This window comes from Sorangium sp. So ce836 (assembly GCF_028553905.1).
GTDB lineage: Bacteria > Myxococcota_A > Polyangia > Polyangiales > Polyangiaceae > Sorangium > Sorangium cellulosum_D.
This window is the reverse complement of record NZ_CP102233.1, coordinates 2,965,345-2,991,905: the sequence shown is the minus strand read 5'-3', so window position 1 is coordinate 2,991,905 and position 26,561 is coordinate 2,965,345. Positions and strand designations below refer to the sequence as shown.

Annotated in this window: 23 protein-coding genes; 7 read left to right on the top strand and 16 right to left on the bottom strand. The window is 74.1% G+C overall.

All coding sequences use genetic code 11. The features are described 5' to 3' along the window. Positions 1-322: 322 nt before the first annotated feature. Positions 323-3,136, bottom strand: coding sequence for a peptidase MA family metallohydrolase (locus NQZ70_RS10810; protein ID WP_129574152.1), 2,814 nt, complete (start codon positions 3,134-3,136; stop codon positions 323-325). 221 nt (positions 3,137-3,357) lie between these two features. On the opposite strand from NQZ70_RS10810, the gene NQZ70_RS10805 reads away from it, so the two are divergent. Continuing rightward, the gene (locus NQZ70_RS10805; RefSeq protein WP_129574151.1) at positions 3,358-4,173 is read left to right on the top strand and encodes an SDR family oxidoreductase; all 816 of its coding nucleotides are present in this window, start codon (positions 3,358-3,360) and stop codon (positions 4,171-4,173) included. A 16-nt stretch (positions 4,174-4,189) separates the two neighbouring features. Here the strand turns inward: NQZ70_RS10805 and hemH are convergent, their stop codons facing one another. Next, entirely contained in the window at positions 4,190-5,089 is a 900-nt protein-coding gene (gene hemH, locus NQZ70_RS10800; protein WP_129574150.1) for a ferrochelatase, read from the bottom strand. Positions 5,090-5,172: 83 nt separating this feature from the next. Beyond that, a complete protein-coding gene (locus tag NQZ70_RS10795) occupies positions 5,173-5,592 on the bottom strand; it encodes a hypothetical protein (protein ID WP_129574149.1) in 420 nt (139 codons plus the stop codon). Between the two features lie 165 nt (positions 5,593-5,757). Between NQZ70_RS10795 and NQZ70_RS10790 the strand changes: the two genes are divergently transcribed. After that, a complete protein-coding gene (locus NQZ70_RS10790; RefSeq protein WP_129574148.1) occupies positions 5,758-6,930 on the top strand; it encodes a hypothetical protein in 1,173 nt (390 codons plus the stop codon). 12 nt (positions 6,931-6,942) lie between these two features. On the opposite strand, the gene recO is transcribed toward NQZ70_RS10790, so the two are convergent. The 5 genes from recO to tsaB all read right to left on the bottom strand — a co-directional run bounded on the left by recO (position 6,943) and on the right by tsaB (position 11,006). After that, positions 6,943-7,662, bottom strand: coding sequence for a DNA repair protein RecO (gene recO, locus NQZ70_RS10785; RefSeq protein ID WP_129574147.1), 720 nt, complete (start codon positions 7,660-7,662; stop codon positions 6,943-6,945). Positions 7,663-7,731: 69 nt separating this feature from the next. Beyond that, positions 7,732-8,166, bottom strand: coding sequence for a RodZ family helix-turn-helix domain-containing protein (locus tag NQZ70_RS10780; protein WP_129574146.1), 435 nt, complete (start codon positions 8,164-8,166; stop codon positions 7,732-7,734). 108 nt (positions 8,167-8,274) lie between these two features. Continuing rightward, positions 8,275-9,108 carry a lipopolysaccharide assembly protein LapB gene (locus NQZ70_RS10775; RefSeq protein WP_129574145.1) on the bottom strand — a complete coding sequence of 278 codons (834 nt, stop codon included), beginning with the start codon at positions 9,106-9,108 and terminating at the stop codon, positions 8,275-8,277. A gap of 234 nt (positions 9,109-9,342) precedes the next feature. After that, positions 9,343-10,191: a Crp/Fnr family transcriptional regulator gene (locus NQZ70_RS10770; protein ID WP_129574144.1), complete on the bottom strand. Its 849-nt coding sequence runs from the start codon at positions 10,189-10,191 to the stop codon at positions 9,343-9,345. Continuing rightward, the gene (gene tsaB / locus NQZ70_RS10765) at positions 10,188-11,006 is read right to left on the bottom strand and encodes a tRNA (adenosine(37)-N6)-threonylcarbamoyltransferase complex dimerization subunit type 1 TsaB (protein ID WP_129574143.1); all 819 of its coding nucleotides are present in this window, start codon (positions 11,004-11,006) and stop codon (positions 10,188-10,190) included. Before tsaB ends, NQZ70_RS10770 begins: the two co-directional genes overlap by 4 nt. A gap of 126 nt (positions 11,007-11,132) precedes the next feature. Between tsaB and NQZ70_RS10760 the strand changes: the two genes are divergently transcribed. The 5 genes from NQZ70_RS10760 (at position 11,133) to NQZ70_RS10740 (ending at position 16,016) form a co-directional block, all read left to right on the top strand. Beyond that, on the top strand, positions 11,133-12,092 hold the full coding sequence (locus NQZ70_RS10760) for a hypothetical protein (RefSeq protein ID WP_129574142.1): 960 nt from the start codon (positions 11,133-11,135) through the stop codon (positions 12,090-12,092). 119 nt (positions 12,093-12,211) lie between these two features. Next, the gene (locus tag NQZ70_RS10755; RefSeq protein ID WP_129574141.1) at positions 12,212-13,621 is read left to right on the top strand and encodes a trypsin-like peptidase domain-containing protein; all 1,410 of its coding nucleotides are present in this window, start codon (positions 12,212-12,214) and stop codon (positions 13,619-13,621) included. Between the two features lie 92 nt (positions 13,622-13,713). Next, entirely contained in the window at positions 13,714-13,953 is a 240-nt protein-coding gene (locus NQZ70_RS10750; protein ID WP_129574140.1) for a DNA gyrase inhibitor YacG, read from the top strand. Continuing rightward, positions 13,950-14,810 (top strand): hypothetical protein, encoded by an 861-nt coding sequence (locus NQZ70_RS10745; protein WP_129574139.1) that lies wholly within the window; start codon positions 13,950-13,952, stop codon positions 14,808-14,810. The genes NQZ70_RS10750 and NQZ70_RS10745 overlap by 4 nt, the downstream gene beginning before the upstream one ends. A gap of 39 nt (positions 14,811-14,849) precedes the next feature. Then, on the top strand, positions 14,850-16,016 hold the full coding sequence (locus tag NQZ70_RS10740) for a PrsW family intramembrane metalloprotease (RefSeq protein ID WP_129574138.1): 1,167 nt from the start codon (positions 14,850-14,852) through the stop codon (positions 16,014-16,016). A gap of 27 nt (positions 16,017-16,043) precedes the next feature. On the opposite strand, the gene dnaJ is transcribed toward NQZ70_RS10740, so the two are convergent. From dnaJ to murD, 8 genes are all read right to left on the bottom strand, one after another. Continuing rightward, complete coding sequence (dnaJ, locus tag NQZ70_RS10735) at positions 16,044-17,129, bottom strand: molecular chaperone DnaJ (RefSeq protein WP_129574137.1); 1,086 nt, start codon at positions 17,127-17,129, stop codon at positions 16,044-16,046. 152 nt (positions 17,130-17,281) lie between these two features. Further along, positions 17,282-18,544: a cell division protein FtsZ gene (gene ftsZ, locus NQZ70_RS10730; RefSeq protein WP_129574136.1), complete on the bottom strand. Its 1,263-nt coding sequence runs from the start codon at positions 18,542-18,544 to the stop codon at positions 17,282-17,284. Between the two features lie 245 nt (positions 18,545-18,789). Beyond that, on the bottom strand, positions 18,790-20,112 hold the full coding sequence (ftsA, locus tag NQZ70_RS10725; protein WP_129574135.1) for a cell division protein FtsA: 1,323 nt from the start codon (positions 20,110-20,112) through the stop codon (positions 18,790-18,792). Between the two features lie 129 nt (positions 20,113-20,241). Next, positions 20,242-21,261, bottom strand: a complete 1,020-nt coding sequence (locus NQZ70_RS10720; protein ID WP_129574134.1) for a cell division protein FtsQ/DivIB — start codon at positions 21,259-21,261, stop codon at positions 20,242-20,244. Continuing rightward, positions 21,258-22,664, bottom strand: coding sequence for a UDP-N-acetylmuramate--L-alanine ligase (murC, locus tag NQZ70_RS10715; RefSeq protein ID WP_129574133.1), 1,407 nt, complete (start codon positions 22,662-22,664; stop codon positions 21,258-21,260). Before murC ends, NQZ70_RS10720 begins: the two co-directional genes overlap by 4 nt. Then, entirely contained in the window at positions 22,664-23,881 is a 1,218-nt protein-coding gene (murG, locus tag NQZ70_RS10710) for an undecaprenyldiphospho-muramoylpentapeptide beta-N-acetylglucosaminyltransferase (RefSeq protein ID WP_129574132.1), read from the bottom strand. The genes murC and murG overlap by 1 nt, the downstream gene beginning before the upstream one ends. Continuing rightward, a complete protein-coding gene (gene ftsW, locus NQZ70_RS10705; RefSeq protein WP_129574131.1) occupies positions 23,875-25,191 on the bottom strand; it encodes a putative lipid II flippase FtsW in 1,317 nt (438 codons plus the stop codon). Before ftsW ends, murG begins: the two co-directional genes overlap by 7 nt. Then, positions 25,191-26,561 carry a UDP-N-acetylmuramoyl-L-alanine--D-glutamate ligase gene (gene murD, locus NQZ70_RS10700; protein WP_129574130.1) on the bottom strand — a complete coding sequence of 457 codons (1,371 nt, stop codon included), beginning with the start codon at positions 26,559-26,561 and terminating at the stop codon, positions 25,191-25,193. Before murD ends, ftsW begins: the two co-directional genes overlap by 1 nt.

Genomic DNA, 26,561 nt, shown 5'->3' with positions numbered 1-26,561 from the left:
CCACCGCGCGGCAGGCCCGACGCCAGCGCCGGAGGGGGTCTCCGCGCGGCAGGGCGCGGGTGAGCGCGGCGAGCACCGACCGAGGTGCCATAAGGTCCCAGCGGGCTCCACGTCTCAGGCGCGCCTTGTGTGGCGCGCGACGAAACGTCCCTGGTGGCAAGGCCCGAAGGGAGACATGCCGGGCGGTGTTCTCAGCGCAAGCTCCCCCGTCCCCGCCTCGGCGGATGGCCGAGCGCCCACCCGCGCCCTGCCGCGCGGAGACCCCCCTCCGGCGCGTGCAGCCCGGATCTCCGCCCTCCCCTCGCCGCTCGCGCCGAGCCCCTCAATCCGGCATCGCCCGCGGCGCCGGCGGCGACGCGCCCCGCATCGCCTTCTGGTACTCCAGCGCCTGCTTCGCGTAGTCGTCCTGCTTCATCTTCGCGTACGCCTTGGCGAGCTCCCCGTAGATCTCCGCCGCGTCCGCCGCCTTCGCCCCGGCGAGGAGCGCGCTGTTCAGCTCGTAGACCGCCGACACGTGACGCCCCGTGCGCGCCAGCGCGCGCGCGTAGAGCCGGTGGATCTCCGGGTTCGCCACGTCGACGTAGATCGCGCTCTCGCCGACCTTGCGCGCCTCCTCCCACGCGCCGCGCTCCACCAGCAGCCGCAGCAGCCGCCGCCAGACCCGGCGATCGTGCTGGTCGAGCAGCGCGAGCCGCCGCAGCGCCGCGAGCTCGCCCGCAGCGTCCTTCTGCCGGCGCGCGAGATCGTAGAGCCCCTGCAACGGCTCGGCCTGCGTGGGATCCAGCCGCGACGCCGCCTCGAGGTTCGCCTTCATCCTCGCCGCGTCCTTCTTCAGCTCGGCCAGATCCGCCAGCTTCATCCGCACGACGTAGCCGTCGTGGCCGTCGGCGACCATCTTGCCCAAGAGCCTCGCCGTCTCGTCGATCTTCTTCTCGGCGAACGCCGCGCGCACCTTGAGGTAGTTCGCGTCCGGCTGCTTCGGGTCCACCCGGAGCGCCTCCGCGAGCACCGCCTCGGACTCCTGGTGCTGCCCGTCCTTGTCCAGCGCGAGCGCGAGCTCGACCAGCCGCCTCGCGTCCTTCGGAGCGCGCGCCGCCGCCTTGCGCGCCTCGTCGAGCGGCGGCGCCTGGAGATCGGGGACGTACTGCTTCTCGTAACGCTCGAGCCGCGGCTTCAACCACGCGCGGAAGCGCCGATCCAGCTCCTCGGTCCCGATGCCGAGCGACTCCTTCACGACCTCCGGCGTGCGCTTGCCCGCGGCCCACCGCGGCAACATCGACACGACCTTCGAGAAGCCGAACTCCTCGACCATGAAGACCACGATCTGGCTCGCCGCGAAGTACGCCATCGTCACGTCCGCGATGTCGTCGACGTGCGTGAAGGCCCGGTTGAACCCCGCGACCGCCGGGATCCTCCCGCCCTTCAGCGCGGCGAACAGCGCCGGATCCTCCTCGCGGTGCCACTCCGGCCGACGCACGATCGTCTCGTACTCGCTGAGCCCCTCGGTGAACCAGCGCGGGACGTGGTTCTTCGAGAGCTGGATCGCGAAGACGTGCCCGAGCTCGTGCCACAGCACGTTGCCCCAGTTGAACTCCGCCGCCGCCGGGCTCAGCGCGGCGAGCGTCTGGCCGAAGCAGACGCCCTGGATGCCCACGTTGGGCAGGCCGCTCGTCCTCACGCTGAAGTTCTCCGTCGACGCGTAGAGCTCGATCGAGACCGGCACCTTCGGCGTGAAGCCGTAACGCTTCACCATCAAGCCCCAGGCCTCCTCGAGCATCCGCGGCACGTACCGCTCGAGGATCGCCCGCTCCTGCTTGTGGTAGCGGACGCGGAACGTCTGCCCCTCCACGGTGACGTACTGGGTGGCGATGTCCTTCTCGTAGAGGTTCAGCGTGTTGAAGACCCGGACGTTGAAGCGATCCTTGTCCCACGCCTTCTGGAGCGCCTGGAGGCCGCTCTTCTCGTCGCCAGCGCGGATCAGGTTGAGCCCGAGCGTGGCGTGCGCCTTCGCGTCGTTCGGATCGACCTGCGTCGCCTCCCCCATCATCTTGACGATGTCGTCGTAGCGGTGCTCCCACTCCGCGAACTCGCCGACGATCTGGAAGAACCGCGAGAACTCCGGGTTCAGGCCGAGCACCTTCGCCTTGAGCGCCTCGAAGCCGGCCGCGTCGTCGGCGAGGAACCGGCCCGCCGCCTTGATCGAGAGCAGCTCCAGATCGCCCGGGTTCACCTGGAGGCCGCGGCCTACCGCGGCGTCCGCGGCGTCGATGTCCATGTCGCGGAGCGCGAGCCCGGCGCGCACGAAGTAGGCCTCGCCGAGGTTCGGGTTCACCGAGAGCGCCTGCGCGATCTCGCTGTCGGCGCCGCCGAAGTCGAGCGCGCTGTCGAGCTTCACGCGCGCCATCGCGACGTGGACCATCGGGTCCTTCGGGGCGAGCTTGAGCGCCTCCTTCACCACCTGGCCGGCGTGGCCGGGGTCGTACTTGTCGAGGAACAGCTCGGCCCGCCAGAGCAACGTCTCGACCCGCTGCTTGCCGCCGACCTTCTCGGCCGCGTTGAACGCGTCGTTCGCGTCGCGCGCGCTCCGGAGCAGGTGCGCCGCGCGCCCGACCAGCGACAGGCCCTCCGCGTCGTCCGCGGTGATCTTGTCGTCGTTGTAGTCGTCGATGATCGTCATCAGCGGCGCGCGCGCCTCGCCCCGCTTGCCCGACTGGATGAGGAGCTCGCCGAGCACGAGCCGCGCGCGGCGGGCCTCGTCCTCCCGCTCGACCTCACGCGCCGCCGCGATCGCCTCGGCCACCTTCCCGCGGCGCGCGAGCGCCTCGGCCCTGAGCGGCGCGGCCGCGATCTTCGCCTCCCTGCCGAGCGCGGCGGCCGCCTTCGCCGTCTTCGCCGCGTCGTCGTAGCGGCCCGTCGCGAGCTCGATCCGCGCCTTCGTGAGCAGCGCGGCGGCGCGCTCCTTCCCGCCCTGGAGCGCGAGGAGGGCCTTCTCGGCGCCGGCGTAATCCCCCTGCGCGACGAGCGCCTCGGCGCGCGCGAGCGAAGGGGGCGGCTCCGCGGACGCGGGCGCCTGGGCCGCGCAGGCGGCGGCGACGAGGAGGGCGGCGAGAGAGCGGCGGATCGAGTGGCTTCGCATGAGACCCCGTGCGCAACCGTGCGCCATCGTTCGCAGTCGTACGTAACCGCACGCGAGCCGTGCGGAGCCGTGCGCAATCAATCGAAGGTTCCCGCTGGGAATGCGGCGCCCGGTCGGGCCGGGCAAGCCCATCCTAGCCGAGAGGAGGAAGGCCGAGCATGAGCGAGCGGCCGAGGGCGCGCCAGCGTCGGCCGCCGCGCGATCGTGGTATGCGAGGGGGCATGGCGGGCAGGCTCGCAGGGCAGGTCGTTCTGATCACGGGCGCGTCGTCGGGCATCGGCGAGGCGCTCGCCCGGGAGGTCGCCCGGCGCGGCGGCCGCGTCGTCCTCGCGGCGCGACGGACCGAGCGGCTCGAGGCGCTCGCCGGCGAGCTCCGGGCGTCCGGCGGCGAGGCGATCGCGGCCGCGTGCGACGTCACGCGCGACGGCGACGTGGAGCGCGCCGTCGCGCAGGCGATCGAGGCGTTCGGGCGGCTCGACGTCGCCATCGCGAACGCGGGGTTCGGCGTGATGGGCCGCGTCGAGGACCTCTCGCTCGACGACTTCCGCCGGCAGCTCGAGACGAACGTCTTCGGCGCGCTGCGCACCGTGAAGGCCGCGCTGCCGGAGCTCAAGCGCGCGCGCGGCGGCGTCGCGCTCATGGGCAGCGCGAGCGGCTACATCGCGTTCCCCACGATGGGCGCGTACACCATGAGCAAGTTCGCGGTGCGCGCGCTCGCCGAGACGCTGCGCGCCGAGCTCCACGCCGACGGCGTCGCGGTCACGCACGTCGCCCCGGGGTTCGTGGACAGCGAGATCCGCCGGATCGACAACGCGGGCAAGCTCCGCGACGGCGCCCGGGAGCCGGTGCCGCGCTGGCTCATCATGCCGACGCCCACGGCGGCGCGGCAGATCATGGACGCCATCGCCGCGCGCCGCGCCGAGGCGATCGTCACCGGCCACGCCAAGCTCGGGGTGTCGCTCGCGCGGTACGCGCCGGGGCTGCTCAACGCGGCCGTCGCGCGGCTCCCGCGCAAGGGCCGGCCCGCAGGCGGCTGAGCCGGCGGCGGCCCGCCTACGCGGCGGGCCCGAGCTCGCGCCGGACGAGCGCCTCCAGGGCGTCGATGAAGCGCGGCCGCGTGTTCACGGCCGGCGCCCGCTCGAGCCGGGCGAGGCCCGCCTCCCGGGCGATGACGTGCGCCTCCACGTCGAGATCGTAGAGGGTCTCGACGTGATCCGCGACGAAGCCGATCGGCGCGACCAGCGCCTCGCGCGCGCCGCGCGCGGCGAGCGCCTCGAACGTCGACCGGAGATCCGGGCCGAGCCAGGCGTCGCCGGTCATGCCCTGGCTCTGGAACGCGACGAGCACCGGGTTGCCCCGGGGCGCGACGCGGCGCTCCACCTCGGCGGCCATCGCGCGGAACTGGCGCTCGTACGGATCGCCCGCTTCGATGATCCGCTGCGGCAGGCTGTGGGCCGAGAGGATCACCGCCACGCGCGCCCGGCGCTCCTCGGGGAAGCGCGCGAGCGCCTCGTCGATCACCTCGACGAAGGCGTCGATCAGCGCCGGCTCGAGCCCCCACGCGGGCACGCACCTGACCTCCATGCCGCCTAGCTTCGCGGCCGCGTCGCGGACCACGGCGTGGTAGACGTCGACCGACTGCGGCGCGAGCGGCAGCGAGACGACGCAGCGCACGCCGCTCGCGTGGAGCGACGCGAGCACCTCGCCGGGATACGGATGGAAGAGGCGCCCCGCGATGGCGACCGGGAGGCCGAGCCGCGCGGCGAGCGCGTCCGCCTGCGCCTGCGTGATGCGCAGGAGCGGCGAGCCGCCGATCCTCTCGAAGCGGCGCCGCACCTCGTCGATCAGCTCCGGCGGGGCGGGCCGGCCGCGGCGGATGTTGGCGAGGAACGCCGGCAGATCGTCGAGCCGCTCGACGGTCCCGTGGCAGCTGAGGAGGACGGCGGTGGTCACGGCGCCACTCTACATCGCCCCCGCGCGGGCAGCGCCGGCGTCGACGGCGCGCGTCGACGGCGCCGCCGGCGCATCGCAGCGGCTCACTCGGCGTCCCAGGCGACGACGACGCGATCGTGGCCGATGAGGCCGTTCCTCTTGCGGGCGAGGTGCTGCGCGACGACCCGGTCGCCCGCGGCGTAGACCCGGACCTCCGTGAACGCCAGCCCGTCGTCGGTCTCGATGCCGTCCAGGATCTCCGTCGCGTCCAGCTCGCGCGCCCAGTCCGAGACCGGATCCCGGAAGAGGTCCTCCTGGAGCCGCTCCAGGATCGCCGGCCTCCCGGTGGTGACGTTGGGATGGGCCGGGGGATGCCGGCTGCTCACCTCCTCGATCACCGCATCGTCGGCGTAGATCCGGGAGAGGGCCTCGATGTCCTTGCCCTTCAACGCGCGGGTGATCTCCGCGAGCAACCCGCCGCTCACCCGCTGGGCCGAAGGTCGCGTCCGCTCCGAGCCTTCCATACATGCTTGCATGGGACGCGTCGGCGCGGGCGTCGAGCCCAGGAGGGACGTGTCCGCGATGCCGATGTCGAGCGCTGAGCTCGCACGCCGCGAGCTCCGTCCCGGCGAGATTGCGACGGGCGGCGAGTTGCAGCGTCCGGACGGACGTGGTGAATAGACAGGGTTATGACGCAGCGCCGCACGGTCGTCCTCGCCGATCTCCACCTCGTGCGCCAGACGCCGGGCGACGTGACCGCCGATCTCGCCCGGTTCGTGGCGGCCCACCCGGGAGCCCGCATCGTGGTCGCGGGCGATCTGTTCGATCTCTCGTCCGAGTCGCCCTGGATGCCGCGGCCGCGCGCGCTGCGCGAGGCGCTCTTCGCGCACCCGACCGCGCGGGCGGCGCTCGCCGAGCACCTCGACCGGGGCGGCGAGCTCTGGCTCGCGGGGGGCAACCACGACGCCGAGGTCGGAGCGCCCGACTTCCCGCAGGCGCTGGCCGAAGCGCTCGATCTCACCGGTGAGGCCCGGTCGCGGATCCGGACGACGCCCTGGTTCTTCCGCGAGGGGGCGATCCACATCGAGCACGGGCACCTGTACGATCCGGACAACGCCCCCGCCCACCCGCTCGTCGTCGGCGAGCGCAGCCTCGGCGTCCATTTCGTCGAGGAGTTCATCGCGCCGACCGGCGCGCACCGCTACCTGCAGGCGAACGACCAGACGCCGCTCCGGCTGTTCCTCTCGGCGTTCACCTGGTACGGCCCGCGCGCGCCGTACGTCATCTACCGCTACTTCCACGCGGCGATCGGCGCGATGCTGAAGAGCGGGCCGCTCTACCGCGCGCGGGGCGAGGCGACGGTGGGGGCCGAGGTCGTCGAGCGCTTCGCGCACGAGCTCGGGGTGCCGCGCGCGATGGCCGACGAGCTCCTCGGGCTCGCGGCCACGCCGACGCTCGAGAGCGCGGCGAGCACCTTCACGCGGCTGTACTTCGATCGCGTGATCGCGACGCTGTCGATGGGCGCGGGGCTCGCGGCGCTCGGCCTGGGCGCGCGGGAGACCGGCGCCGCGGCGCTGGGCCTCGGCGCGCTGCTGATGGGCGTGAGCTGGGCGGGCGGCCACAACCGCTACGCCGGCACGGTCGCGGAGCGGCTGGCCGAGAGCGCCGGCCGCGTGGCGGCGACGACCGGCGCGAAGCTGGTGGTCTTCGGCCACACGCACCGGGAAGCGCTCGGCGACGGGTACGCGAACACCGGCAGCTTCTCGTTCCCGCGCACCGCGCCCGGCAGGCCGTACGTGGAGATCGAGGGGACGCCGGACGCGCCGCGCGCGGTGAGCCGCTTCTGGAGAGCGGTGGCGTGAGGCGCTGACGACCTAGCTGCCGCTCGCGTGCGCGGTGAGCGCGCCCTCCACCAGGTCGAGCGCGATCGGGACGTCCTCCTCCGGGATCGGCACCCCGCCGAGCATCGCGGCGAGCAGGCGCTCCCGCGGCTCGGGGCGCAGCAAGAGCGGGCCGCCGCCGCACGTACGGCACACGAGGCCGCCGCGCGCCGGGTCGGCGTGGGCCGACTGGGTCGCGTCGCATGCGCGCCCGCACCGGACGCACTGCGTGAGCTCGAGACCCCAGCCGAAGGCGGCCAGCAGGCGCAGGCCGGTCTCCGCCAGGAGCGCCTGAGGCGGCGCCACGGACGCATCGTCGAGGCGGTCGAGGAGCTGGTTCAGCTCGTGCCACGCCGCCTGCTCGGCGGTGTGCGCCGGCGCGATCTCGCGCACCCAGCGCAGCGCCCGCCCCGCGACCTCGAGGCGCCCGAGATCCCCCGCGAGCCGCAGGCGCGGGCGCTCGATCGCGGCCTCGGTGAGCTGCGCCAGCTCGGCGCCGGGGCGGATCTCGAGGGTCACGCGCAAGAGGTGCATCGGCTCGAGCGCCGGGAAGCGCTTCGACGAGCGGCGCGCGCCGCGCGCGGTGGCAGAGAGGAGCCCGCCCTGCTCGGTGAAGAGACCGACCAGGAGATCGGCTTCACCGAAGGGGACACGCCGGACCAGGAGCGCCTCGGTGCGAAGCCGCTCCGTCCGCGGGCGAACGGATCGGGGCATGGCAGGAGATGGCAGGGAACGGCGGGTCGAATCGCGAGCCGCGGCGAGCGCGCGGCGAAAATTTGGCCCTCAGGCCGAGAGCGAGGTACGAGCCCCCGCGACGGTGCTCTCCGACAGCTCCGGCGGCATGTCGTGGCCACGGGGCCGGAGCACGATGCTGAGCGCCAGCGTGAACAAGATGAGCAGCAGCACGAACGCGATCGCGACCCCGAACCGCCGGCTCTGGGTGCGGCGCGCGGGCGCTGCGATAGGCAGCGGCGTCACCAGCGCGATCCGGCGGCTCGCCGTGTATCGAGCCAGCACCTCCTCCATCGGGAGCGAGACGGCGCGGGCATACGCCTTCAGGAACCCGCGAACGAACACCTCGCCGGGCAGGTCATCGAAATGATCTGCCTCGATCCGCTCGATGGAGATCACGGGGATGCGCGTGGCGCGGGCGACCTCCTCCACGCTCATGGCTCGGGCCTCACGCGTGCGTCTCAGGTAGCGTCCGATCGACTCCATCCCATTCCACCCATCGTCATTCGGTCGTCACTCTACTCACCCCGAGAACCGTTGCTCAACCCCTTAACGCTCCCCGAGATCCTTCTCGGAGCGAGGGGCGCCGAGGGCCTATTGCAACGTCTGTAACTGTGCAGCGCAGCGCTGCCCCACCGGCGTCGTCGCGTCGATCTCGCGGCACCGCTCGAGATCGGCGCGCGCGTCGTCCACAAGCCCTCTCTTCTCGGCGACGCGGGCGCGCGCGTCGAACGCGTCCTGCAGCCGCCGGCACTCCGGCTGGTCGGTCTCGACCGCCCTGGTGAACGCCTCGCGCGCCAGATCGAGCTCGCCCCGCTTCTCGTAGGCGAGGCCGAGCCGGTACTGCCCCACGCAGAAGAGGGGCTGCGCCGCGACGGCGCGGCGTAGCGCGTCGATCGCCGCGTCGTTGTCGCCCTTGAGCAGGTACGCCCAGCCCAGGTTGCCCCACGACTTCTCCGGCGAGGCGTAGAGGATGTCCTCGGTGAGCGGCTTGAGCACCGCGATCGCCTCGTCGTAGCGCCGCTGGTGCACGAGGATGACCCCCAGCGCGTTCTTCGCGTCCCGCATCTCGGGGTTCGCCTCGAGGGCGCGCCGGGCCATCTTCTCGGCGCTGTCGAACCGGCAGTCGCTGGAGTGGGCGTCGCCGGCGCAGAAGCCGAGCAGGAGCAGCGCGCCCAGATAGGCCGCCTCCGCGTTGTCCTCGTCGAGCGCGAGCGCCTTCTCGACGTGCGCGAGCGCCTCGCGCGGGCGGCCGTGCTGGAACGCATCGCGCGCGAGGTCGTACTCGGCGAGCGAGCGCGTCTCGTCCGCCTGCGCCGCGGGCTGCGCGCCGCCGCACGCCGCGAGCGGCGCAGCCGCGAGCAGCGACCCGAGCGACAAGACGACAGCCGCGCCGCGGATGCACCCCGCGCGCGTCGCTGCTGTCATGTGTCGCTGCGATGTCATGTGCGATCTTGATTCCGCTGCTGAGCAACGCCGCAGCGCGGCACCACGTCAGGGCGAGAGCTGAGCTGCCCTGCGGGGACCCCTGAGTAAACCAGGCCGCTGGTCACGTCAACCCGCGAATCTGCCTTGTAGACGCGGCGCGTCCTCGCGATCGCGATTCCACTTTCAGCAGATGTCAGGTCAGCCTAGGATGCCAGAGCGGGGGATTCCTGGACCTCACTGTTCGCCGCGGATCTCGTCCTTGACGCCGAGCAGGCCGAACAACCTCCGCAGCGCCTCGATGTCGGGGATCTCGAGGCGCTCGTCGGCGACGCGCAGGTACTGGCCCTCGCGGAGCTGCTGCACCGCGCGCTTCACGGTGTCGACGTCGAGGCCGACGCGGGTCGACAGCTCCATCGGCGAGATCGCGAACGAGGCGCCGTTCGACGAGGCGCCGCTCGCGGCGCGCGACTGCTGCGCGAGCTTGAGGAGCGCGTTCACCACCTTCGACTGCGTGTCGTTGAGCATCATGATCTCGATCTGGTCCTCCGCGTCGCGGAGCCGACCCACGAGCTGCTTGATGATGCGCAGGGCGACGGCCGGGTTGCGCTCGACGAGGTTCTGCAGCGTGCCCTGATCGAGCGCGAGCGCGACGCCGCGCGACAGCGCGATCGCCGTGGACGAGCGCGCCGCCCCGCCGAGGAGCGCGGACTCGCCGAACAGATCGCCGGGCTTCAGGACCATCAGGCTGCGCTCGGCGCCGCGGACCTTCTTGATGAGCCGGATCCTCCCCTCCTCCAGGAGATAGGCCTCGGTCCCGGGCTCGCCCTCGCGGAAGATGACGTCGCCCGCCTCGAACGGGCGGCCGAACCGGGCGCGGAGCCGCTCGGGATCGGGCACCGACTCGGCCGGCTCCGCGCGGGCGGAGAGCTCGTCGGGCCCCTCGGGCGCCGCGGCGGGGGTGGAGCGAGGACGCGCGGGCGCCGCAGCCGCAGCGGGCGGCGGCGCGGGCTCCGCGTCGCTGGGGCTCGAGGCGTCGCGCTCCGCGTCGGGGGCGACGCCGTCCCCTTCAGACGAGCTGGTCATCGGGGCGGAGTGTATCCCAGCTCGGCTGGCTTCGCGTCCGGCGCGCGCACATAGAGCGGCTCGAGGAGCGCCGGGTCGTGCCCGCGGGCCGCGCTCCCGCGCTCGCCGCCCGGCGCGGCGGCCCGGAGCCGGCCCACCGCGAGGCGCGCGATCCACGCAGCGTCGGGGAAATCCAGCGCGTCGCCGCGGACGGCGAGGGGCCGGAGCGCCTCGATCTCCTCGGCGACCGCGCCGACGACGACGATCCGGCGGCCCGCGGCGAGCGCGGCGACCGCGTCGAACGCCGCGTCGCGCGGCAGGTGCCGCGGCGGGATCGAAGGCGGCGCGGCGGGCCGGTCGAAGGCGGCGAGGAAGACCTCCCCCTTCTTGGCGTCGATCAGCGGGACGAGCAGATCGCCGGGGGCCGCGGCGCCTCCGGCGAAGGCGGCGGCGGCCATCGCCTCGAGCGACGTGACGCCGGCGATCGGGGCGTCGAGCGCGAGCGCGACGCCCTTGGCCGCCGCGACCGCCACGCGCACCCCGGTGAACGAGCCGGGCCCCACGTCGCAGCCGAGCGCCTCGACCGCCGCGGGCGGCACGCCCGCCGCGGCGAGGACCTCGTCGATGGCGCCGAAGATGCGCTCCGCGTGGCCGTGGAGGTCGGCGTACGCCGTCGCGGCGAGCAGGCGCGCGCCCGCGCCCGGCGCCGCCGCGCGATCGGCGGCGGGGGCGCCGGGCGGAGGCGCGGCCGCCTCGGCGGAACCGTCCAGGTCCGCTGCATCGAAGAGCGCGACGCTGCCGCGCGGGGTCGAGGTGGAGAGGGCGAGGAGCTTCAAGGCGCGCTCGGGAACGTTGCAGACGCGGTGCTGTCTGGCAGAACCACGGGCCACGGGCAACGGGCTTCAGCGAGGTGCTGGGCGCCGCGGCCCCTTCGACCGGGCCCGGGCGCGGAGTGCGAGCCGATGCGCGATCAACGAGCGATGCTGCCGGCGCTCCTCGCCTCGGCGCTCGTGCACCTCGGCGCGTGGGGGTCCGCGCGGCTGACCCCGGAGGCGCCCGCGAGCGCTCCCGCCGCGCCCACGGCGGAGCGCGAGCCCATCGATCTCTGGACCGGGACCACCGCGGCGCTGCCGGGCGGCGGCGGTCCCACGCCCCCGGCCGACGCGCGCACCGGACCGGAGCGCGCACCGGCGGCGCCCGCTCCGGCAGACGCCGCCCCGCCCGAGGCGCCAGCGGCGCGCCACGACGAGACCGGCGGCGCGCCGGCGCCGCGCGTCCAGGCGGCGCCTCGGCCCAGGGCAGCGCCCCGGCCCAGGGCGACGCCGCGGCCCGCAGACGAGCGCCGGGCGCCCGCGGCGGACGAGACCGCCGGCGACGCGGCGCGCGCCGCCGCCGCGCGCCCCGCCGCGGCGCGGACGAGCGCGGGCGAGGGCGGAGAGGGCGACTTCGGGGCGGCCGGCCCGAGCGCGGTGCGCAGCCTCGGGCGCGCGTTCACGAGGGCGATCCCGCCGGCGTGCCAGGCGGATTCGAGCTGGGCGACGCTGCCGCTGGGGAGCGCCGGGAAGGCGCGCTTCGTGATCGACATCGACGAGGCCGGGCACATCGCGTCGTGGCGTCCGGAGGGGGAAGAGCCGCCCGCGCGGCACCTCGGCAACCTGGCGAAGCGGACGATCGCGCTGCTCGGCCGAGGGACGTTCGCCGTGGCGCGCGGCGCGGTGACGGCCGGGAAACAGACCCTCGAGGTCAGCGCCGTGATCCGCGCCGGCGCCGAGGGCGGCGAGACCGGCGCGCCGGCCGATCTGGCGTGGCGCTTCGAAGGCGGTCGCGGCAAGGCGTCGTTCGCCCAGCCCGGCGGCCGCCTCGTGGAGGTCGTCGTCCAGGTGGTGCGCACGGAGGCCGCGCGGGGCGCGCCTCCCGGCTGAGCGCGTCGCGCGGCCTCGTCAGGGCCAGGCGGCGCGCCGCCCGCCTGCGCGCGGGGCGCGATCTCCAGCGCGGTCCCGGCGCTGCTTGCGGTCTCCCCCCGAAGCCCTACGTCCGGCGCGTGGAACGGCTCCGCGCTGCAGCATGGGCGTGTGTCGGGTTCCTCGGCGCCGCGCCGCTCGCTGCCTGCGACGGCCGGGCGGCCGCGCTCTCCCCCCCGCCCCGCGAGGCGGCGGGCGCGCCGTGCTCGCTCCCGCGCGAGGAGGTGCCGCCGGGGGCCGGCGGCGCGTGGCCCTTGCCTGCGCTGATCGAGCAGGTACGGCCCGTGGTGGTGACCGTCGCCACCCTGCGCGCGACCTCGCTGCCGGACGGGCGCGCGACCCCGACATCCCCCTTCGGCCGCAGCGCGCCGCGGGTGGAGCGGGCGATCGGATCGGGGTTCGTGATCGCCGCGGAGGGGCTCGTGCTGACGAGCGAGCACGTGATCGGCGACGCGTTCGGCATCGAGGTGCAGCTCGCGGACGAGCGCGCCTTCGAGGCGACCGTGGTCGGGCGCGATCCTGCGCTCGACGTGGCGCTGCTGAAGCTGCGGGGGGCGGGGTCGCTGCGCGCCGCGTCCCTCGGATCGAGCGCTCCGATCCGGCCAGGGGACGACGTCCTCGTGATCGGCAACCCGTTCGGGCTCGGGCCGACGGTGACCCGCGGCATCATCAGCGCGACGTCGAGGCCGATGGGCGCGGGGAGCCTCGACGGGTACCTCCAGACCGACGCCGCCATCAACCCGGGCAACAGCGGCGGGCCGCTCTTCAATGCGGCGGGACAGGTGATCGGCATCGCGACGGCGATCCACGAGGGCGGCCGGGGCATCAGCTTCGCCCTGCCGATCGACGAGGTCGTGGAGATCCTCCCCGAGCTGCGGGAGACCGGCCGCGTGGCCCGCGGGCGCCTCGGGATCAGCTTCCAGGAGGTGACGTCGCAGCTCGCGCGCGCGCTCCGGCTCCCCGGCCGGATGGGCGCGCTGATCACCGAGGTCGAGCCCGAGAGCCCCGGGTCGCGCCTGGGCTTCAGGCCCGGCGACGTGATCACGTCGGTCGAGGGGCGCCGGGTCGATCACGCGCGCGAGCTCGCGCGCGCGCTCCGGCGATCCAAGCCTGGAGACGAGGTGAAGATCACCTACAGGCGCGGCGGCGCGGAGCGGTGCGCCACGGTGAAGCTCGAGCGCTCGGCCCTGCGCGATCCGCCGCCGGGCCGGCGCGCGCCGGACGGCCGCGCCCCCACGGACGCCGAGGAGCCGCCGTTCGGCGTGCTGGCGAGCGACGCGCTCGAGGGCGCGCTCGTCGAGTCGATCTCGCCGCAGAGCCCGGCGGCCGGCCACCTCGAGGTGGGCGACGTGGTCCTCGACCTGAACGGCGCGCCGGTGCGCGGCGGCGCCGATCTGACGGCGCGCCTGCGCGCGGCCGGGCGCCAGGATCTGCTGCTCCGGGTGCGGCGCAACGGCGCGCCCCGGTACCTCGCCGTCCCGGCGCGCTGAGCGCGCGCGGCTCCGGCGAGCTCGGTCCACGCGCGCGGGAGGGCAGACTGGCGGGCTACATGCCCGCGATGGACGCTGCTACGGTACGCCGCATGGGAGCTTCGGCAGGCGCGAGTTGCCCGATTTGCCGCAAGTCGGCGGGGCCCAGGCCCGAGAACCCGGCCTTTCCGTTCTGCTCGCCCCAGTGCAAGCTGGTGGACCTCGGCCGCTGGCTCGACGGCAGCTACCGGGTGCCTGGCCCACCCGTCTCCTCGACGAACGACGACGAGGCCCTGGAGTCCAGGGGACGGGCGGATGGGCTCGGCGGCAACATTCAGGAAGAGGACGAATGATCGCTCGCCGCGCGCTTTGCCTGCTCACCGTTCTCGCGTCAGCCGCCGCTGCGTCCACCGCCGCGGCGCAGCAGGGCCAGCCGGCCCTGGGGGCTTCGCCGGGCGGCGGCGCGGCCGCGCCCGCGCAGACGAACCCGTACGATCCTTCGATGCAGGCCGGCGGCCTTGCGCCGCCGCCGCCGATGACGATGCCCGAGCCGGAGCCCGCGCCGCCCGACGACACGGCAAGGCGCCTCGACGAGGCGAAGAAGGAGGACTCGGGGCGCGGGCTCGAGCTCATCTGGTTGAACGTCGAGGGGGGCTACGAGAACGTCGGCCTCCAGACGTTCAACATCGACGAGGAGGAGCTCACGGCCGGGTTCATCTCCAGCTCGGCGAACGGCGGCGTCCTCGGCGCCGGGGCGGGCGTCCGGCTCCTCTACTTCACGCTGGGCGCGCGCGGGCGGGTCGGGTTCTTCGACGACTGGCAGCTCTTCAGCCTCGGCGGCGAGGTCGGCCTGCACCTCCCGCTCGGCCGGCTCGATCCGCACGTCGATCTGGGCTTCGGCTACGCCGGGCTCGGGAGCTTCAAGAGCGCGGTGAGCGGCGCGGCCGACGCCATCGCGATCCGCGGCTTCTACGGGAGGATCTCCGGCGGGCTCGACCTCTATCTCTCGCCGGTCTTCTCGATCGGCGCGAACGCGAGCTGGGAGCTCCTGGCGCTGACCAGGCCCGGCCTCTCCACGGCGCAGATCGACCGGATCAAGGGCGAGGCCGCCGCCGCGCCGCAGCAGGCCAAGGCCGATCTGCTCGCGGCCGAGGGCTCCAGCGTGGGCTCGGCGCTCGCCTTGACCGCGGTCGCCGGGCTCCACTTCTAGCCGCCGCGCCGCCGGCCCCACCGCCCTGCCGCTCGCGCCATGAACGCCGCCTCCGTGCTCCTCTGGCTCGCCACCGTCGCCGCGCCGGTCGGGGGGCTCGCCGCGCTCCTCCTCGGGTCGCAGCGCCTGTACGGCAGGCGCCGGTTCGTGGTGGGGACCGCGGTGCTCGGCGCGATCGCGTTCGTGCCGGCGCTGCTGCTCGAGAGCTTCCTCCAGCGCTGGCAAGGCGTGGACAAGAACGCCGGCACGCTCGACGCGGTGACGCTCGTCTACCTGTTCGTCGTCGCGGCGCCGCTGGAGCAGGGGCTCAAGGTCGCGGCGGTCGCGCCGATCGCCCGGCTGCGCGCCGTGGACGAGCCGTTCGACGGGCTCGTCTACGCGGCCGCGGCGGCGCTCGGGTTCGTGTCGGCCCACAACGCCGTGTACCTGTGGGGCCGGCCGCTGTCGCCGATCGACATCGCGCGGGCGCTGCTCGCGGTGCCGGCTCACCTGTCCTTCGCCTCGCTCTGGGGCTACGCGCTGGGCCGCGAGCGCAAGCGGCCGCTGGGCGGGCGCCGCTTCAACGCCGCGTGGCTCGTGGCGATGCTGCTCAACGGCGCCTACGACTACATCGTCTTCGCGTGCCGCCCGGTCGCGCTCTTCCTCGCGGCCCCGGTGCTCCTCGGCCTCGGCGTCGTGGTCTTCCTGGCCGCGCGCGATCTGCTCCGCCGGAGCGCGTCGCCCCACAGCTCGCAGCGCAAGCAGCGCCGCTTCCTGCCCCACATCGCGCCGCCGTCGCTCGGCACGGTGCGCGAGGCGCTGAGGCGCACGGAGCGGCCGGTGATGCTCACCTGGATCGCCTTCGGCGCGCTCGTCACGGTCGGGGTGATGACGACCACGCTCGCCCTCGCGGTCGCGCTGGGCCACCGCTTCGGCGTCGACTTCGCGGCGGTGGATCGCGGCGACGCCTCGACCGCCGCGGCAGCGCCGCTCCTGCTCCTGGTCGCCGGGGCGATCGCGGCGTTCCCGTTCGCCGGCTACCTCGTCGCCCGGGCCTCGTCGACCGGCAGCCTCCTCGAGCCGGCCGCCTCCGCGGCGCTCGCCATCGTCGGCACGCTGGTGCTGCTCGGCCTCGCGGCGCCCGTCGCCGTCGTGTTCGCGACCGCGCTCGCCCCCATCGCCTTCAGCCTCGCGTGCGCGGGCGCCTGGATCGGCACGACGCGCTGACCGCGCCGCGCGCCCTCGCGACGGGCGCTACGCGGTCGCCGCCTTCGCCGCAGGCTGGTGCTTCGCCACCTCGTCCTGGAACCTGCGGAGCAGCTCCTGCGCCGCGGGCGAGAGGTTCCGCGGCACCTCGACCTGGACGATCACCTGGAGCGAGCCGCGGCCGCGGCCGTCGATCCGCGGCGCTCCCTTGCCCTTGACCGAGATCACCTCGCCGGGCTGGACGCCCGCCGGGACCTCGATGTCGACCGCCGTGTCGTCCGGCAGGTCGATCTTGACCGTGCTGCCGAGCGCCGCGTCGACGAAGGAGATGGGCACGCGCGTGATGAGGTCGAGGCCGTCGCGCTCGAAGCGCTCGTCCGCGGCGAGATCGACGTCGACGTAGAGATCGCCCGGCGGGGCGCCCTGGGCGCCCGGCATGCCCTGGCCCGGCACCCGCAGCCGCTGGCCGCCGTCGATGCCGGCCGGGAAGTTGACCACGACCTTGCGCGTCTTCTCGACCGCCCCGAACCCCTTGCAGACGGCGCACGGCGTCTTGATGACCGACCCCTCGCCCGAGCATTCGGGGCAGGTCTGGGTGAACATCACGAAGCCGCGGGAGGTCGAGACCTGACCGGCGCCGCCGCACGTGCCGCACGGCTTGCGCTTGGTCCCCGGCTTCGCGCCCGAGCCGGAGCACTCGTCGCACGCGACCGGCGTCCGCAGGACGACCTCCCGCTTGCAGCCGAGCAGGGCGTCGCGCAGCGAGAGCCGCTGCTGAACCCGGATGTCCTGGCCGCGCGCCGGCCCGCGCCGCCTCCGCTGCCCGCCGCCGAAGCCGCCGAAGAACTCCGAGAAGATGTCCTGGAAGTGCGAGAAGATGTCGCTGTCGGCCGCGCCCCCCATCCCCTCGAGGCCGGCGTGGCCGAACTGGTCGTACCGCCTGCGCTTCTCCTCGTCGGAGAGGACCTGGTACGCCTCGGTGGCCTCTTTGAAGCGGGCCTCCGCCGACGCATCGCCGGGGTTCCGGTCCGGGTGGTACTTCAACGCAGCCTGACGATAGGCCTTGCGAATGTCGTCAGGCGTCGCGTCTCGCGCGAGGCCAAGAACTTCGTAGAAGTCGCGCTTTTCACTCATGAATCGTGGACCGCCGCGTCGATCCTGCCCGGCAGGGGGCATAGGCGCCGGCAGACCATAAGTCGTCGCCCGCGCCTGTCAACGCGTAATACAGCGTGAACGCCCACGGTGACCCGGGCGTGGCGAGATCTTCCGTGCAGGCCGCGGCGCTGCTACTGGCCGCGGCGCTGGAACGCGGGCGTGTCCCAGTCGGAGTCGAGCGGCGGGACGAAGCTCGCGCGGTCGCGCGGGCCGCCGCCCGCCGACTGCACCTGCGGCGCCGGACGGCGGGTGGTCGGGTACGCGACCTCCTCGTGACGGTGCGGCTGGCGCTGCGTCATGGGAGGAGGGCTCGAGGCGGAGCGGGCCGACATCGGCCCGGTCGCGGCGGCGAGCGACGCGCCGATGGAGTGCGCGGTGGCGCGGGGCTGCGCGGCGCTCGCGAGCTGCTGGGGGACCTCGGCGACGAGGTGATCGAAGCCGGTGGCGATGACCGTGACCTTGATCATCTCGCCCATGTTCTCGTCGATCGTCGCGCCGAAGATGATGTTCGCGTCCTCGTGCGCCTGCTCCTGCACGAGCGTCGCGGCCTCCTCGATCTCGCGCATCCGCATGTCGGGGCCGCCGACGATGTTGATGAGCACGCCCGTCGCGCCCTCGACGGAGATGTCGTCGAGCAACGGCGAGCTCACGGCCATCTCGGCGGCGAGGCGAGCGCGGCCCTGCCCCTTCGCGCAGCCGGTGCCCATGAGCGCGCGGCCCATGTTCGACATCACCGTCTTCACGTCCGCGAAGTCGACGTTCACGATCCCGTTCTGCGTGATGAGATCGCTGATGCCCTTGATCGCCTGGTAGAGGACCTCGTCCGCCTTGCGGAACGCCTCGACGAACGAGAGGTCCTCGTCGCCGAGCGTGAGGAGCTTCTGGTTCGGGATCGTGATCAGCGTGTCGACGTGCTCGGCGAGCATCGCGAGGCCGAGCTCGGCGCGGCGCGAGCGCTGCTTGCCCTCGAAGAAGAACGGCTTCGTCACGACGCCGACGGTGAGGCAGCCCTCCTCGCGCGCGAGCTGCGCGATGACCGGCGCGGCGCCCGTGCCGGTGCCGCCGCCCATCCCCGCGGTGACGAACACCATGTCCGCGCCCTGGATGCACTCCTTCACCCGGGTCACGTCCTCGAGCGCCGCCTTGCGGCCCTTCTCGGGATCGGCGCCCGCGCCGAGACCGCGCGTGACGCTCGCCCCGATGTGGAGCTTGGTCGGCGCGAGGCTCGCGCCGAGCGCCTGGGCGTCCGTGTTGACGACGATGAACTCCACGCCCTCGAGGCCGAAGTTGATCATCGTGTTGACTGCATTGCCGCCAGAACCGCCACAACCGATGACCTTGATCCGGGCGTCGTACCCGGTGTGCTCGTCGGCAAACTCGATGGAGAAACTCATGAACTCCTCCCGGGGATGTACAGCTAGCCGCTCGGCCCGGCGCCGACCCTCGCGGAGGTCGAGCGGCACGGAACCCTAAGTGCGCGAGGACGTCCTCGCGCCGGACGGCGTTCAGAGGGGCGCCTCTTCCCCTTCGAACACCGCTTTTCAGACCCTCTTGACTTTGCGTTCAAGAGGGCTCGCCAGCGCGTTCTCCGGCCCTCTCAAACCCAATTGTCTAACAACTTTCTCTTGCTACGTCATGCCTAGAATGCTGCTCGGAGCCAGTTCCAGAACCTCCCGCTCGACCTCTTTTCAATCGGCATTTCTTCGATGACTTCCCGGCGCGGCTCGCGCTCTCGCAGCTTCTCGCGGCGGCCCTCCGCGCGGCCGGCGTGAGCGGCCTCGTGCGTCACCGGCGTGAGCGCGCGCGCCTGCGCGAGAGCGTTGGCGCCGTACTGAACGAGGCCCACCCCGGTCGCGTACTGCGGGCCAGCCACGAGCTGCGTGATGCCTCGCACGCCGACCGGCACGCCGAGGCGCACCGGCATCCCGAGGATCTCCTCGGCGAACTCCGTCATCCCCTCCATCAAGACGCCGCCGCCGGTGACCACCGCGCCGGCCGAGAGCTGCTCCAGCATGCCGGTGTCCTCGATCCGCTTGCGGATGACCGCGAAGATCTCCTCGACGCGCGGCTCGATGATGTCCGACAGGACGCGGCGCGCCGCCTTGCGCGGCAGGTGCCCGCCCACGCCGGGGACCTCGATCTCCTCCTCGTCGCCGACCATGCGGCCGAGGGCGCAGCCGGCGTTGCGCTTCAGGCGCTCCGCCTCGCCCATCGGCGTGCGCAGCCCGGCGGCGATGTCCGCGGTCACGTTGTTTCCGCCCGCCGGGATCACGCTGGCGTGCGCGATGCCGCCGTCCACGTAGAGCAGCAGGTCGGTCGTGCCGCCGCCGATGTCGATGATGGCGACGCCGATCTCCTTCTCGTCCTCGGAGAGCACCGCCTCGGCGCTGGCGAGCGGCTCCAGCACGACGTCGGCCACGGTGAGGCCGCAGCGCTCGGCGCAGCGGACGACGTTCTGGACGCACGAGGTCGCGGCGGTGATGAGGTTCACCTTCACCCCGAGCCGGACGCCGCTCATGCCGACCGGGTCGCGGATGCCGTCCTGGTTGTCGACCATGAACTCGCGCGGCAGGACGTGCAGGATCTGGCGATCGGCGTCGACCGGGATGGCCCGCGCGCCCTCGAGGACCCGCTCGACGTCGAGCCGGGTGACCTCGCCGCCCGAGACCGCGGCGACGCCGTCGGACTGCTGGCAGCGGATGTGGCTGCCCGCGACGCCGGCATAGACGGTGCGGATCTCGACGCCCGCCATCGTCTGCGCGGCCTCGATCGCCTCGGCGATCGAGCGCACCGTCCAGTCGATGTTGCTCACCACGCCCTTCCTCAGGCCGCGGCACGGGACGTTGCCCACCCCGAGGATGGTGATCCCATCAGCGTCGATCTCGCCCACGACCGCCGAGACCTTGGTCGTCCCGATGTCGAGGCCGACGACGATCTCAGTAGTCTCCATCCGGCTCTTCATTGCGTGCACCACCTCATGCGGGGACGAGCCCCATGCGCGTGTCAGGCGGGCACGACGCTGCCACGAGCCGAGAGGACCGGCCAAGTTTTGCTCGGCGATCGCCGGCGCGGAGAGCGGGCGCGACGGCGGTCATCTCATCCTCACCACGACGCGCTCGGGGTGCGCGTCGTTGTCCAGGAAGATCACCGACGCGCTCGCCTTCCGCTGGGCGAGCTCGGTGAGCACCCGCGCCGCCTGGCCGACCTTGTCGCGGTACGGCGGCTGCCCGAGGTGGAGCGCGATCCCCTCCTTGCCGATGGTGATGACGACCGACCCGTCCCGCTCGACGTGGAGCTCCTGGATCGGATAGCGGCGGGCGACGCCGGCGCGCTCCATGTCCTCGACGACGTCGAGCAAGCGCCGGACCGCGATGATGACACCGGCGCGATCGCGCGCCACCTGCTCGCCGGTGATCCCCGTGACGATCGGGAGATCGAACGGGTCGTCCTCGGCGAGCTCTTTGAAGAGCTCCCCGTCGCGCGTCGCGAGGTAGAGATCGCCGCCGATCGCGACGAGGGCCTGCGCCTCCCGCTCGACGACGCTGACGTGGACCGTCGAGGGGAGCGTGCGGGTGACCGTCGCCTTCTCGATCCAGGGATCGGTGGAAATCGATGCGCTGGCGAGCTCGAGGTCGAGCGTGAAGATGTTCTTGCCGACCTCGATGCCGCCGGAGCTCGCGATCTGCTCGGCGGAGCGGCGCTGCGCGCCGTCGACGAGCACCGTGCGCACGGCGAAGCGCGGGCTCGACACGATGTAGCGGCGCGCGCCCCACGCGACCGCGGTCGAGGCGATGAGCACGACGGCGGCGCCCGCGAGCAGCTGGAGCGCGCGGAGGTGGCGCGAGATCGGCCGCGCCGGGCGCGCCCCGGTGGGCGGGCCGCCCGAAGGCGGAGGGCGCGGCGGGCGCACGGAGACGCTCGTCGCGGGCGGGGCCGGCGACTCGTGCGACGACGGGGTCGCCGGCCGCACGCGCTCGTTCTTCGGCGCCGGCGCCGCGGCCACGGGCTCCGGCTTCGAGCCGCGCGCGGGCGCCGCCCGGCCAGGCGGCGCCGGGGGCACCGTCGACGCGCGACGGCGGTTCGGCGGCGGGGCGCTCGGGCGCTCGGTCATGGGCTGCCCTCGTGCGGCGCCTTCGCCTCGAGGCGCGCCTTGAGCTCCCGCACGCAGGCGTTCACGTCGCCGGCGCCGAGCGCGATGACCACGTCGCCCGGCCGGACGATCTGCTCGAGCGCCTCCGCGAGGTCGGCCTTGTCCGCGACGTAGCGCGCGTCGTGGTGGCCGTGCTCCCGGATCGACTGGACGAGCCGCTCGGCGGTGACGCCGGGGATCGGCGCCTCGCCCGCGGCGTAGATGTCCGTGACGAGCAGCACGTCGGCCTGGTTGAAGGCGCGCGTGAACTCGTCGAAGAGGTCGCGCGTGCGGGTGTGCCGGTGCGGCTGGAAGGCCACGACGACGCGGTGGTCCTCGCCGGGGAACGCGCGCCGTGCCGCGTCGATGGTGGCGCGGATCTCGGCCGGGTGGTGGCCGTAGTCGTCGACGAGCGTGACGCCGCCGATCGCGCCGACGACGGTGAAGCGGCGCGCGACGCCGCCGAACGTGGCGAGCGCCTGCTTCGTGACGTCGAGCGGCACCTCGAGCTCGTCCGCGACCGCGATCGTGGCGAGGCAGTTCAGGACGTTGTGCGCGCCGGGCATCCTCACCGTGAACCCGCCGAGCGGCTCGCCCCGGCGGTACGCGTTGAAGCTCGTCTCCAGGCCGCGGAACTGGATGCCGCGCGCCGAGTAGTCCGACTGCGGCGAGACGCCGTACGTGACGTGGCGGCGCGGGATGCGCGGGAGCAGATCCTGGACGTGCGGGTGGTCGAGGCAGAGCACGGCCAGCCCGTAGAACGGCACGCGCGCGGCGAACTCGACGAAGGCGTCCTTGATGCGCTCGTGCGTGCCGTAGTGATCGAGGTGCTCGGGGTCGATGTTGGTGACGACCGCGATCGTCGGGGTGAGCCGCAGGAACGAGCCGTCGCTCTCGTCGGCCTCGGCGACGAGCAGGTCGCCGGCGCCGAGCCGCGCGTTCGTGCCGAGCGCCGCCATCTTGCCGCCGACGACGACGGTGGGATCGAGGCCGGCGGCGCGCAGGACCGTGGCGACGAGGGAGGTCGTGGTGGTCTTGCCGTGCGAGCCCGCGATCGCGACGCCGTACTTCACGCGCATCAGCTCGGCGAGCATCTCCGCGCGCCCGATCGCCGGGATCCCGAGCGCGCGCGCCTCGGTGAGCTCGGGGTTGTCGGGCCGGATGGCGCTCGAGTACACGACGACGTCGACGCCGCAGACGTTCTCGGCGCGGTGGCCGATGTCGATCCGGACGCCGAGCGACGTGAGCCGCCGCGTGGTCGAGCTCTCCTTGAGGTCCGAGCCGGAGACCTCGAACTCGAGCGAGCGCAGGATCTCGGCGAGGCCGCTCATCCCGACGCCCCCGATGCCGACGAAGTGAACGTGGCGAACCCGACCGCGGAACATCAGCCTGCCTCCTCCCGACCGAGGGCAGCACCGACCGGCGCGGCCTCTTTCATCACGGCGCGGCGCGGCGCCTCCCCGCCGCGCGCCGCGCGGCCGAAGGGGGCGGGCAAGCGCAGCGCGCGGTGGCGCGGAGCTCGCGCGAGCTCGAGCAGATCGGCGGCGACGCGCGCCGCGGCGTCCGGCGCGGCGAGGGCCGCCGCGGCGTCCGCCATGCGGGCGCGGAGCGCGGGCGCGGCCGCGAGCCGGGCGATCTCGCCGGCGAGGCGCGCCTCGGTGGCGTCGGCCTGGGCGATCGCGACCGCGGCGGAGGCCCGGTCGAGGGACTGCGCGTTCTTCAGCTGGTGATCGTCGGCCGCGAACGGGTAAGGGATCAGGATCGACGGGCGCCCGACGGCGCAGAGCTCGGCCAGCGTCGACGCGCCCGCGCGGGCGATCACGACGTCGGCCGCGGCGAGCGCCTCGGCCACGTCGTCGATGAACGGGACGACGCGCGCGCGCCCCGCGAGGCCGAGCTCGGCGTAGAGCGACCGGACCGCGGCCTCGCGGTCCCTGCCCGTCTGGTGCACGACCTCGAGGGCGACGCCGCGCTCGCGGCCCTGCGCGATCGCGCGCGGGACGACGTCGTTCAGGGCGAGCGCGCCCTGGCTGCCGCCGAGCACGAGCAGGCGGAGCTCGCCCTCGCGCGGCGCGTACGGCGCGCGGGCGAAGGCGCGCCGGAGCGGGACGCCGAAGAGGCGCACCGTGCTCGGGCGCAGCGCGCGCGCCGCCTCCGGGAAGGCGACGTACGCGCGGTCGACGATGGGCGAGAGGAGCCGGTTCGACAGCCCGAGGACGCTGTTCGGCTCCAGGATCGCGACCGGCACGCCGAGCGAGCGGGCCGCGAGGGAGACCGGGCCGCCGGCGTACCCGCCGAGCGAGAGGACGACGCGGGCGTCGAGCCGCTCGACGAGCCGCCTCGCCTCCGGGAGGACGCGGCCCGCGCGGGCGGCGCCGCGCACGAAGCCGGAGAGCCCGCCCCCGCGGAGCGGCAGGACGTGGAGCAGCTCGAGGGCGTCGCCGCGCTCGCGCATGACGCGCACCTCGATGCCGCGCGCGGTGCCGACGTAGACGACGCGCGCCTCTTCGTCGCGCGCGGCGGCGCGGACCGCGTCGCCCACGGCGACCATCGGGAAGACGTGGCCGCCGGTGCCGCCTCCGGCGATCAGGACGGTCACCATGCGCCGCCCCCCTCCGCCGAGGTGGCGATCACGGCGGACGCGCTCGGCGCGTTCGGGACGGGCGAAGCGCCCGCCGCGCCGCCCTTCGCGAGCGCCACCGGGGTCCGCGCGCGGCTGATGCTGAGCAGGATGCCCGCGGCCGCGGCGTTCACGAGCAGCGACGAGCCGCCGTAGCTGAGGAACGGCAGCGTGAGCCCCTTCGTCGGGAGGATCGCCATCGCGACGGCGAGGTTCGTCATCGCCTGCACGCCGAAGAGCGTCGCGATGCCGAACGCCATGAAGCTGCCGTAGTCGTCGTCGGCTTCGAGGGCGATCTTCACGCCCCGCGAGACGATGACGAGGTACGCCGCGCAGAGGCCGACGATGCCGACGAAGCCGAGCTCCTCGCCGACGATCGCGGACACGAAATCGGTGTGCGCCTCCGGCAGGTAGAGCACCTGCAGCCCCCGCCCGAGCCCGAGGCCGAAGACCCCGCCGGAGCCGAAGCTCATGACCGACTGGAACGGCTGGTACGCCAGGTCGGCGCGGTTGTTGTCCATGTCGATCCACGCGAGGTAGCGCGCGTAGCGGTAGCCGCTGAAGCGCACGAGCGCGGCGCCGGCGAGCGCCAGCAGCATGGAGAACGCGGCGATGTACGGGACGCGCGCGCCCGCGACGAACAGCAGCGTGAAGGTCAGGAAGAGCAGCACGACGGCGCTGCCGAAGTCGGGCTGCTTGAGGCAGAGGAGCATCAGGAGCCCGACCACGATGAGGTGCGGGAGGAAGCCGACGGAGAACGACTTGATGCGGTCGGCCTTCTTGGAGAGCGAGTAGGCGAGCCAGATGACGATGCCGAGCTTCGCCACCTCGGCCGGCTGCACGTTGACCGGGCCGAGCGCGAGCCACCGGTACGCGTTGCCCGCCTTGTGGCCGAGCCCCGCCACGCAGGCGACGAGCATCGCGGTCACGGCGATGAGCACCGGGTACGTGAGGACCTTGATCCGGCGGTAATCGACGCGGCTCGTGATCCACATCGTCGCGATCGCGAGGACCGCGTAGACGGCCTGGCGCTTGAGGAAGAACTGCGCGTCCTTGTAGCGCACGGTCGCCTCGACGGCGCTCGCGCTGTAGACCATCACCACGCCGAAGCCGATGAGCGCGGTGACGACGGCCGCGAGCAGGGCGTCGACGGGCCCCGAGGGGCTCGACCCCTTCCAGAAGGCCTCGGCGGCCGCGAGGGCCGCGCCGGGCGCCGCCTTCTCCTGCTCCGCGGGGCCGATGTGCCGGTTCTTGGGCGCGCCTTCGCCCGCGCCGAGCTTGCCGCTCCACATCACGACGCCACCTCCCCGGCGGCCCCGCCGGCGGCGCGCTCCAGCGCGCGGACCGCGCGGACGAAGGCGTCGCCGCGGTCCTTGTAGTCGCGGAACATGTCGAAGCTGGAGCACGCGGGGCTGAGCAGCACCGCGTCGCCCGGCCGGGCGAGCGAGCGCGCGGCGCGGACCGCCTCGTCCATCGAGCCCGCCCGCGCGATCGGCAGGGCGCCCCCCGCCGCGGCGGCGATGCGGTCCGCGGCCTCGCCGAGGACGACGAGGGCGCGCCCGCGCTCGCGCAGCGCGGCCACGAGCGGCCCGTAGTCGCCGAGCTTGTCGCGCCCGCCCGCGATCAGCACCGCCTTCGCCTCGCGCAGGCCGGAGAGCGCGGCGACCGAGGCCCCGACGTTGGTCCCCTTCGAGTCGTCGTAGTAGCGGACCCCCTCGACGTCGGCGACGAGCACGGTCCGGTGCGGGAGCCCCTCGAAGCGCGCGAGCGCGTCGGCGATCGCCGCCGGAGGGGCGCCGAGCGCGGCGGCCAGCGCGACGGAGGCGCAGGCGTTCGCGAGGTTGTGCGCGCCCGTGAGGCGGACGCGCTCCAGCGGGTAGCTCGCGCCGGCGACGCGATCGACGATCGCGCCGCCCGAGGCGCTCACGTCGGCGCGGGCGTCGCGCCCGCTGAACGTCACCACGCGGGCGCGCCCGCGCGCCGCCTGGCGGGCGACGAGCTCGTCGCCGAAGGGCACGACCGCGACGTCCTCCGGCGTCATCCGCTCGAACGGGTTGCCCTTCGCGTCCGCGTACGCCGCGAAGCTCGGGTACCGATCGAGGTGATCGTCGGTGATGTTCAGCAGGGCGTGCGCGCGGGCGTGCAGGGTCGGGACGCGCTCCGCCTGGAAGCTCGAGATCTCGAGGACGAGGGCGTCCCACGCCTCCCCGACGACCTCGGCGAGCGGGGTCCCGAAGTTGCCGCCGACGAAGGTGCGGAGGCCGGCGCGCTCGAGCATCGCGCCCGTGAGCGCCGTCGTCGTGCTCTTGCCGTTGGTCCCGCCGACGAGCACGATCGGCGCCGACACGAAGCGCGACGCGAGCTCGAGCTCGCCGATGACCTCGCGCCCGGAGCGCTCGACGGCGTCGAGCGCGGTGAACGACGGCACGCCCGGCGAGACGACCACGAGGTCGGCGCCGTCGAACAGCGCCGGATCGTGCCCGCCCGGCGCGAGGACGGCGCCCTCCGCCTCGAGGGACGCGGCGGCGGCGGAGAGCCGCTCGCGCGGCGCGCCGTCGTTCGCGATCACGCGCGCGCCGCGCTCCAGGAGGAGGCGCGCGGCCGCGACGCCGCTCCGCCCGAGCCCGACGACGATCACTGTTCGCCCGCGGACGTCCATCAT

Excerpts from the sequence above, each read along its gene's own strand:
- NQZ70_RS10810 (WP_129574152.1), bottom strand. The coding sequence starts at position 3,136 with ATGCGAAGCCACTCGATCCGCCGCTCTCTCGCCGCCCTCCTCGTCGCC.
- NQZ70_RS10805 (WP_129574151.1), top strand. The coding sequence starts at position 3,358 with ATGGCGGGCAGGCTCGCAGGGCAGGTCGTTCTGATCACGGGCGCGTCG.
- NQZ70_RS10795 (WP_129574149.1), bottom strand. The coding sequence starts at position 5,592 with ATGGAAGGCTCGGAGCGGACGCGACCTTCGGCCCAGCGGGTGAGCGGC.
- NQZ70_RS10790 (WP_129574148.1), top strand. The coding sequence starts at position 5,758 with ATGACGCAGCGCCGCACGGTCGTCCTCGCCGATCTCCACCTCGTGCGC.
- recO (WP_129574147.1), bottom strand. The coding sequence starts at position 7,662 with ATGCCCCGATCCGTTCGCCCGCGGACGGAGCGGCTTCGCACCGAGGCG.
- NQZ70_RS10780 (WP_129574146.1), bottom strand. The coding sequence starts at position 8,166 with ATGGAGTCGATCGGACGCTACCTGAGACGCACGCGTGAGGCCCGAGCC.
- NQZ70_RS10775 (WP_129574145.1), bottom strand. The coding sequence starts at position 9,108 with ATGACAGCAGCGACGCGCGCGGGGTGCATCCGCGGCGCGGCTGTCGTC.
- NQZ70_RS10770 (WP_129574144.1), bottom strand. The coding sequence starts at position 10,191 with ATGACCAGCTCGTCTGAAGGGGACGGCGTCGCCCCCGACGCGGAGCGC.
- NQZ70_RS10760 (WP_129574142.1), top strand. The coding sequence starts at position 11,133 with ATGCGCGATCAACGAGCGATGCTGCCGGCGCTCCTCGCCTCGGCGCTC.
- NQZ70_RS10750 (WP_129574140.1), top strand. The coding sequence starts at position 13,714 with ATGGGAGCTTCGGCAGGCGCGAGTTGCCCGATTTGCCGCAAGTCGGCG.
- NQZ70_RS10745 (WP_129574139.1), top strand. The coding sequence starts at position 13,950 with ATGATCGCTCGCCGCGCGCTTTGCCTGCTCACCGTTCTCGCGTCAGCC.
- NQZ70_RS10740 (WP_129574138.1), top strand. The coding sequence starts at position 14,850 with ATGAACGCCGCCTCCGTGCTCCTCTGGCTCGCCACCGTCGCCGCGCCG.
- dnaJ (WP_129574137.1), bottom strand. The coding sequence starts at position 17,129 with ATGAGTGAAAAGCGCGACTTCTACGAAGTTCTTGGCCTCGCGCGAGAC.
- ftsZ (WP_129574136.1), bottom strand. The coding sequence starts at position 18,544 with ATGAGTTTCTCCATCGAGTTTGCCGACGAGCACACCGGGTACGACGCC.
- ftsA (WP_129574135.1), bottom strand. The coding sequence starts at position 20,112 with ATGAAGAGCCGGATGGAGACTACTGAGATCGTCGTCGGCCTCGACATC.
- NQZ70_RS10720 (WP_129574134.1), bottom strand. The coding sequence starts at position 21,261 with ATGACCGAGCGCCCGAGCGCCCCGCCGCCGAACCGCCGTCGCGCGTCG.
- murC (WP_129574133.1), bottom strand. The coding sequence starts at position 22,664 with ATGTTCCGCGGTCGGGTTCGCCACGTTCACTTCGTCGGCATCGGGGGC.
- murG (WP_129574132.1), bottom strand. The coding sequence starts at position 23,881 with ATGGTGACCGTCCTGATCGCCGGAGGCGGCACCGGCGGCCACGTCTTC.
- ftsW (WP_129574131.1), bottom strand. The coding sequence starts at position 25,191 with ATGTGGAGCGGCAAGCTCGGCGCGGGCGAAGGCGCGCCCAAGAACCGG.
- murD (WP_129574130.1), bottom strand. The coding sequence starts at position 26,561 with ATGATGGACGTCCGCGGGCGAACAGTGATCGTCGTCGGGCTCGGGCGG.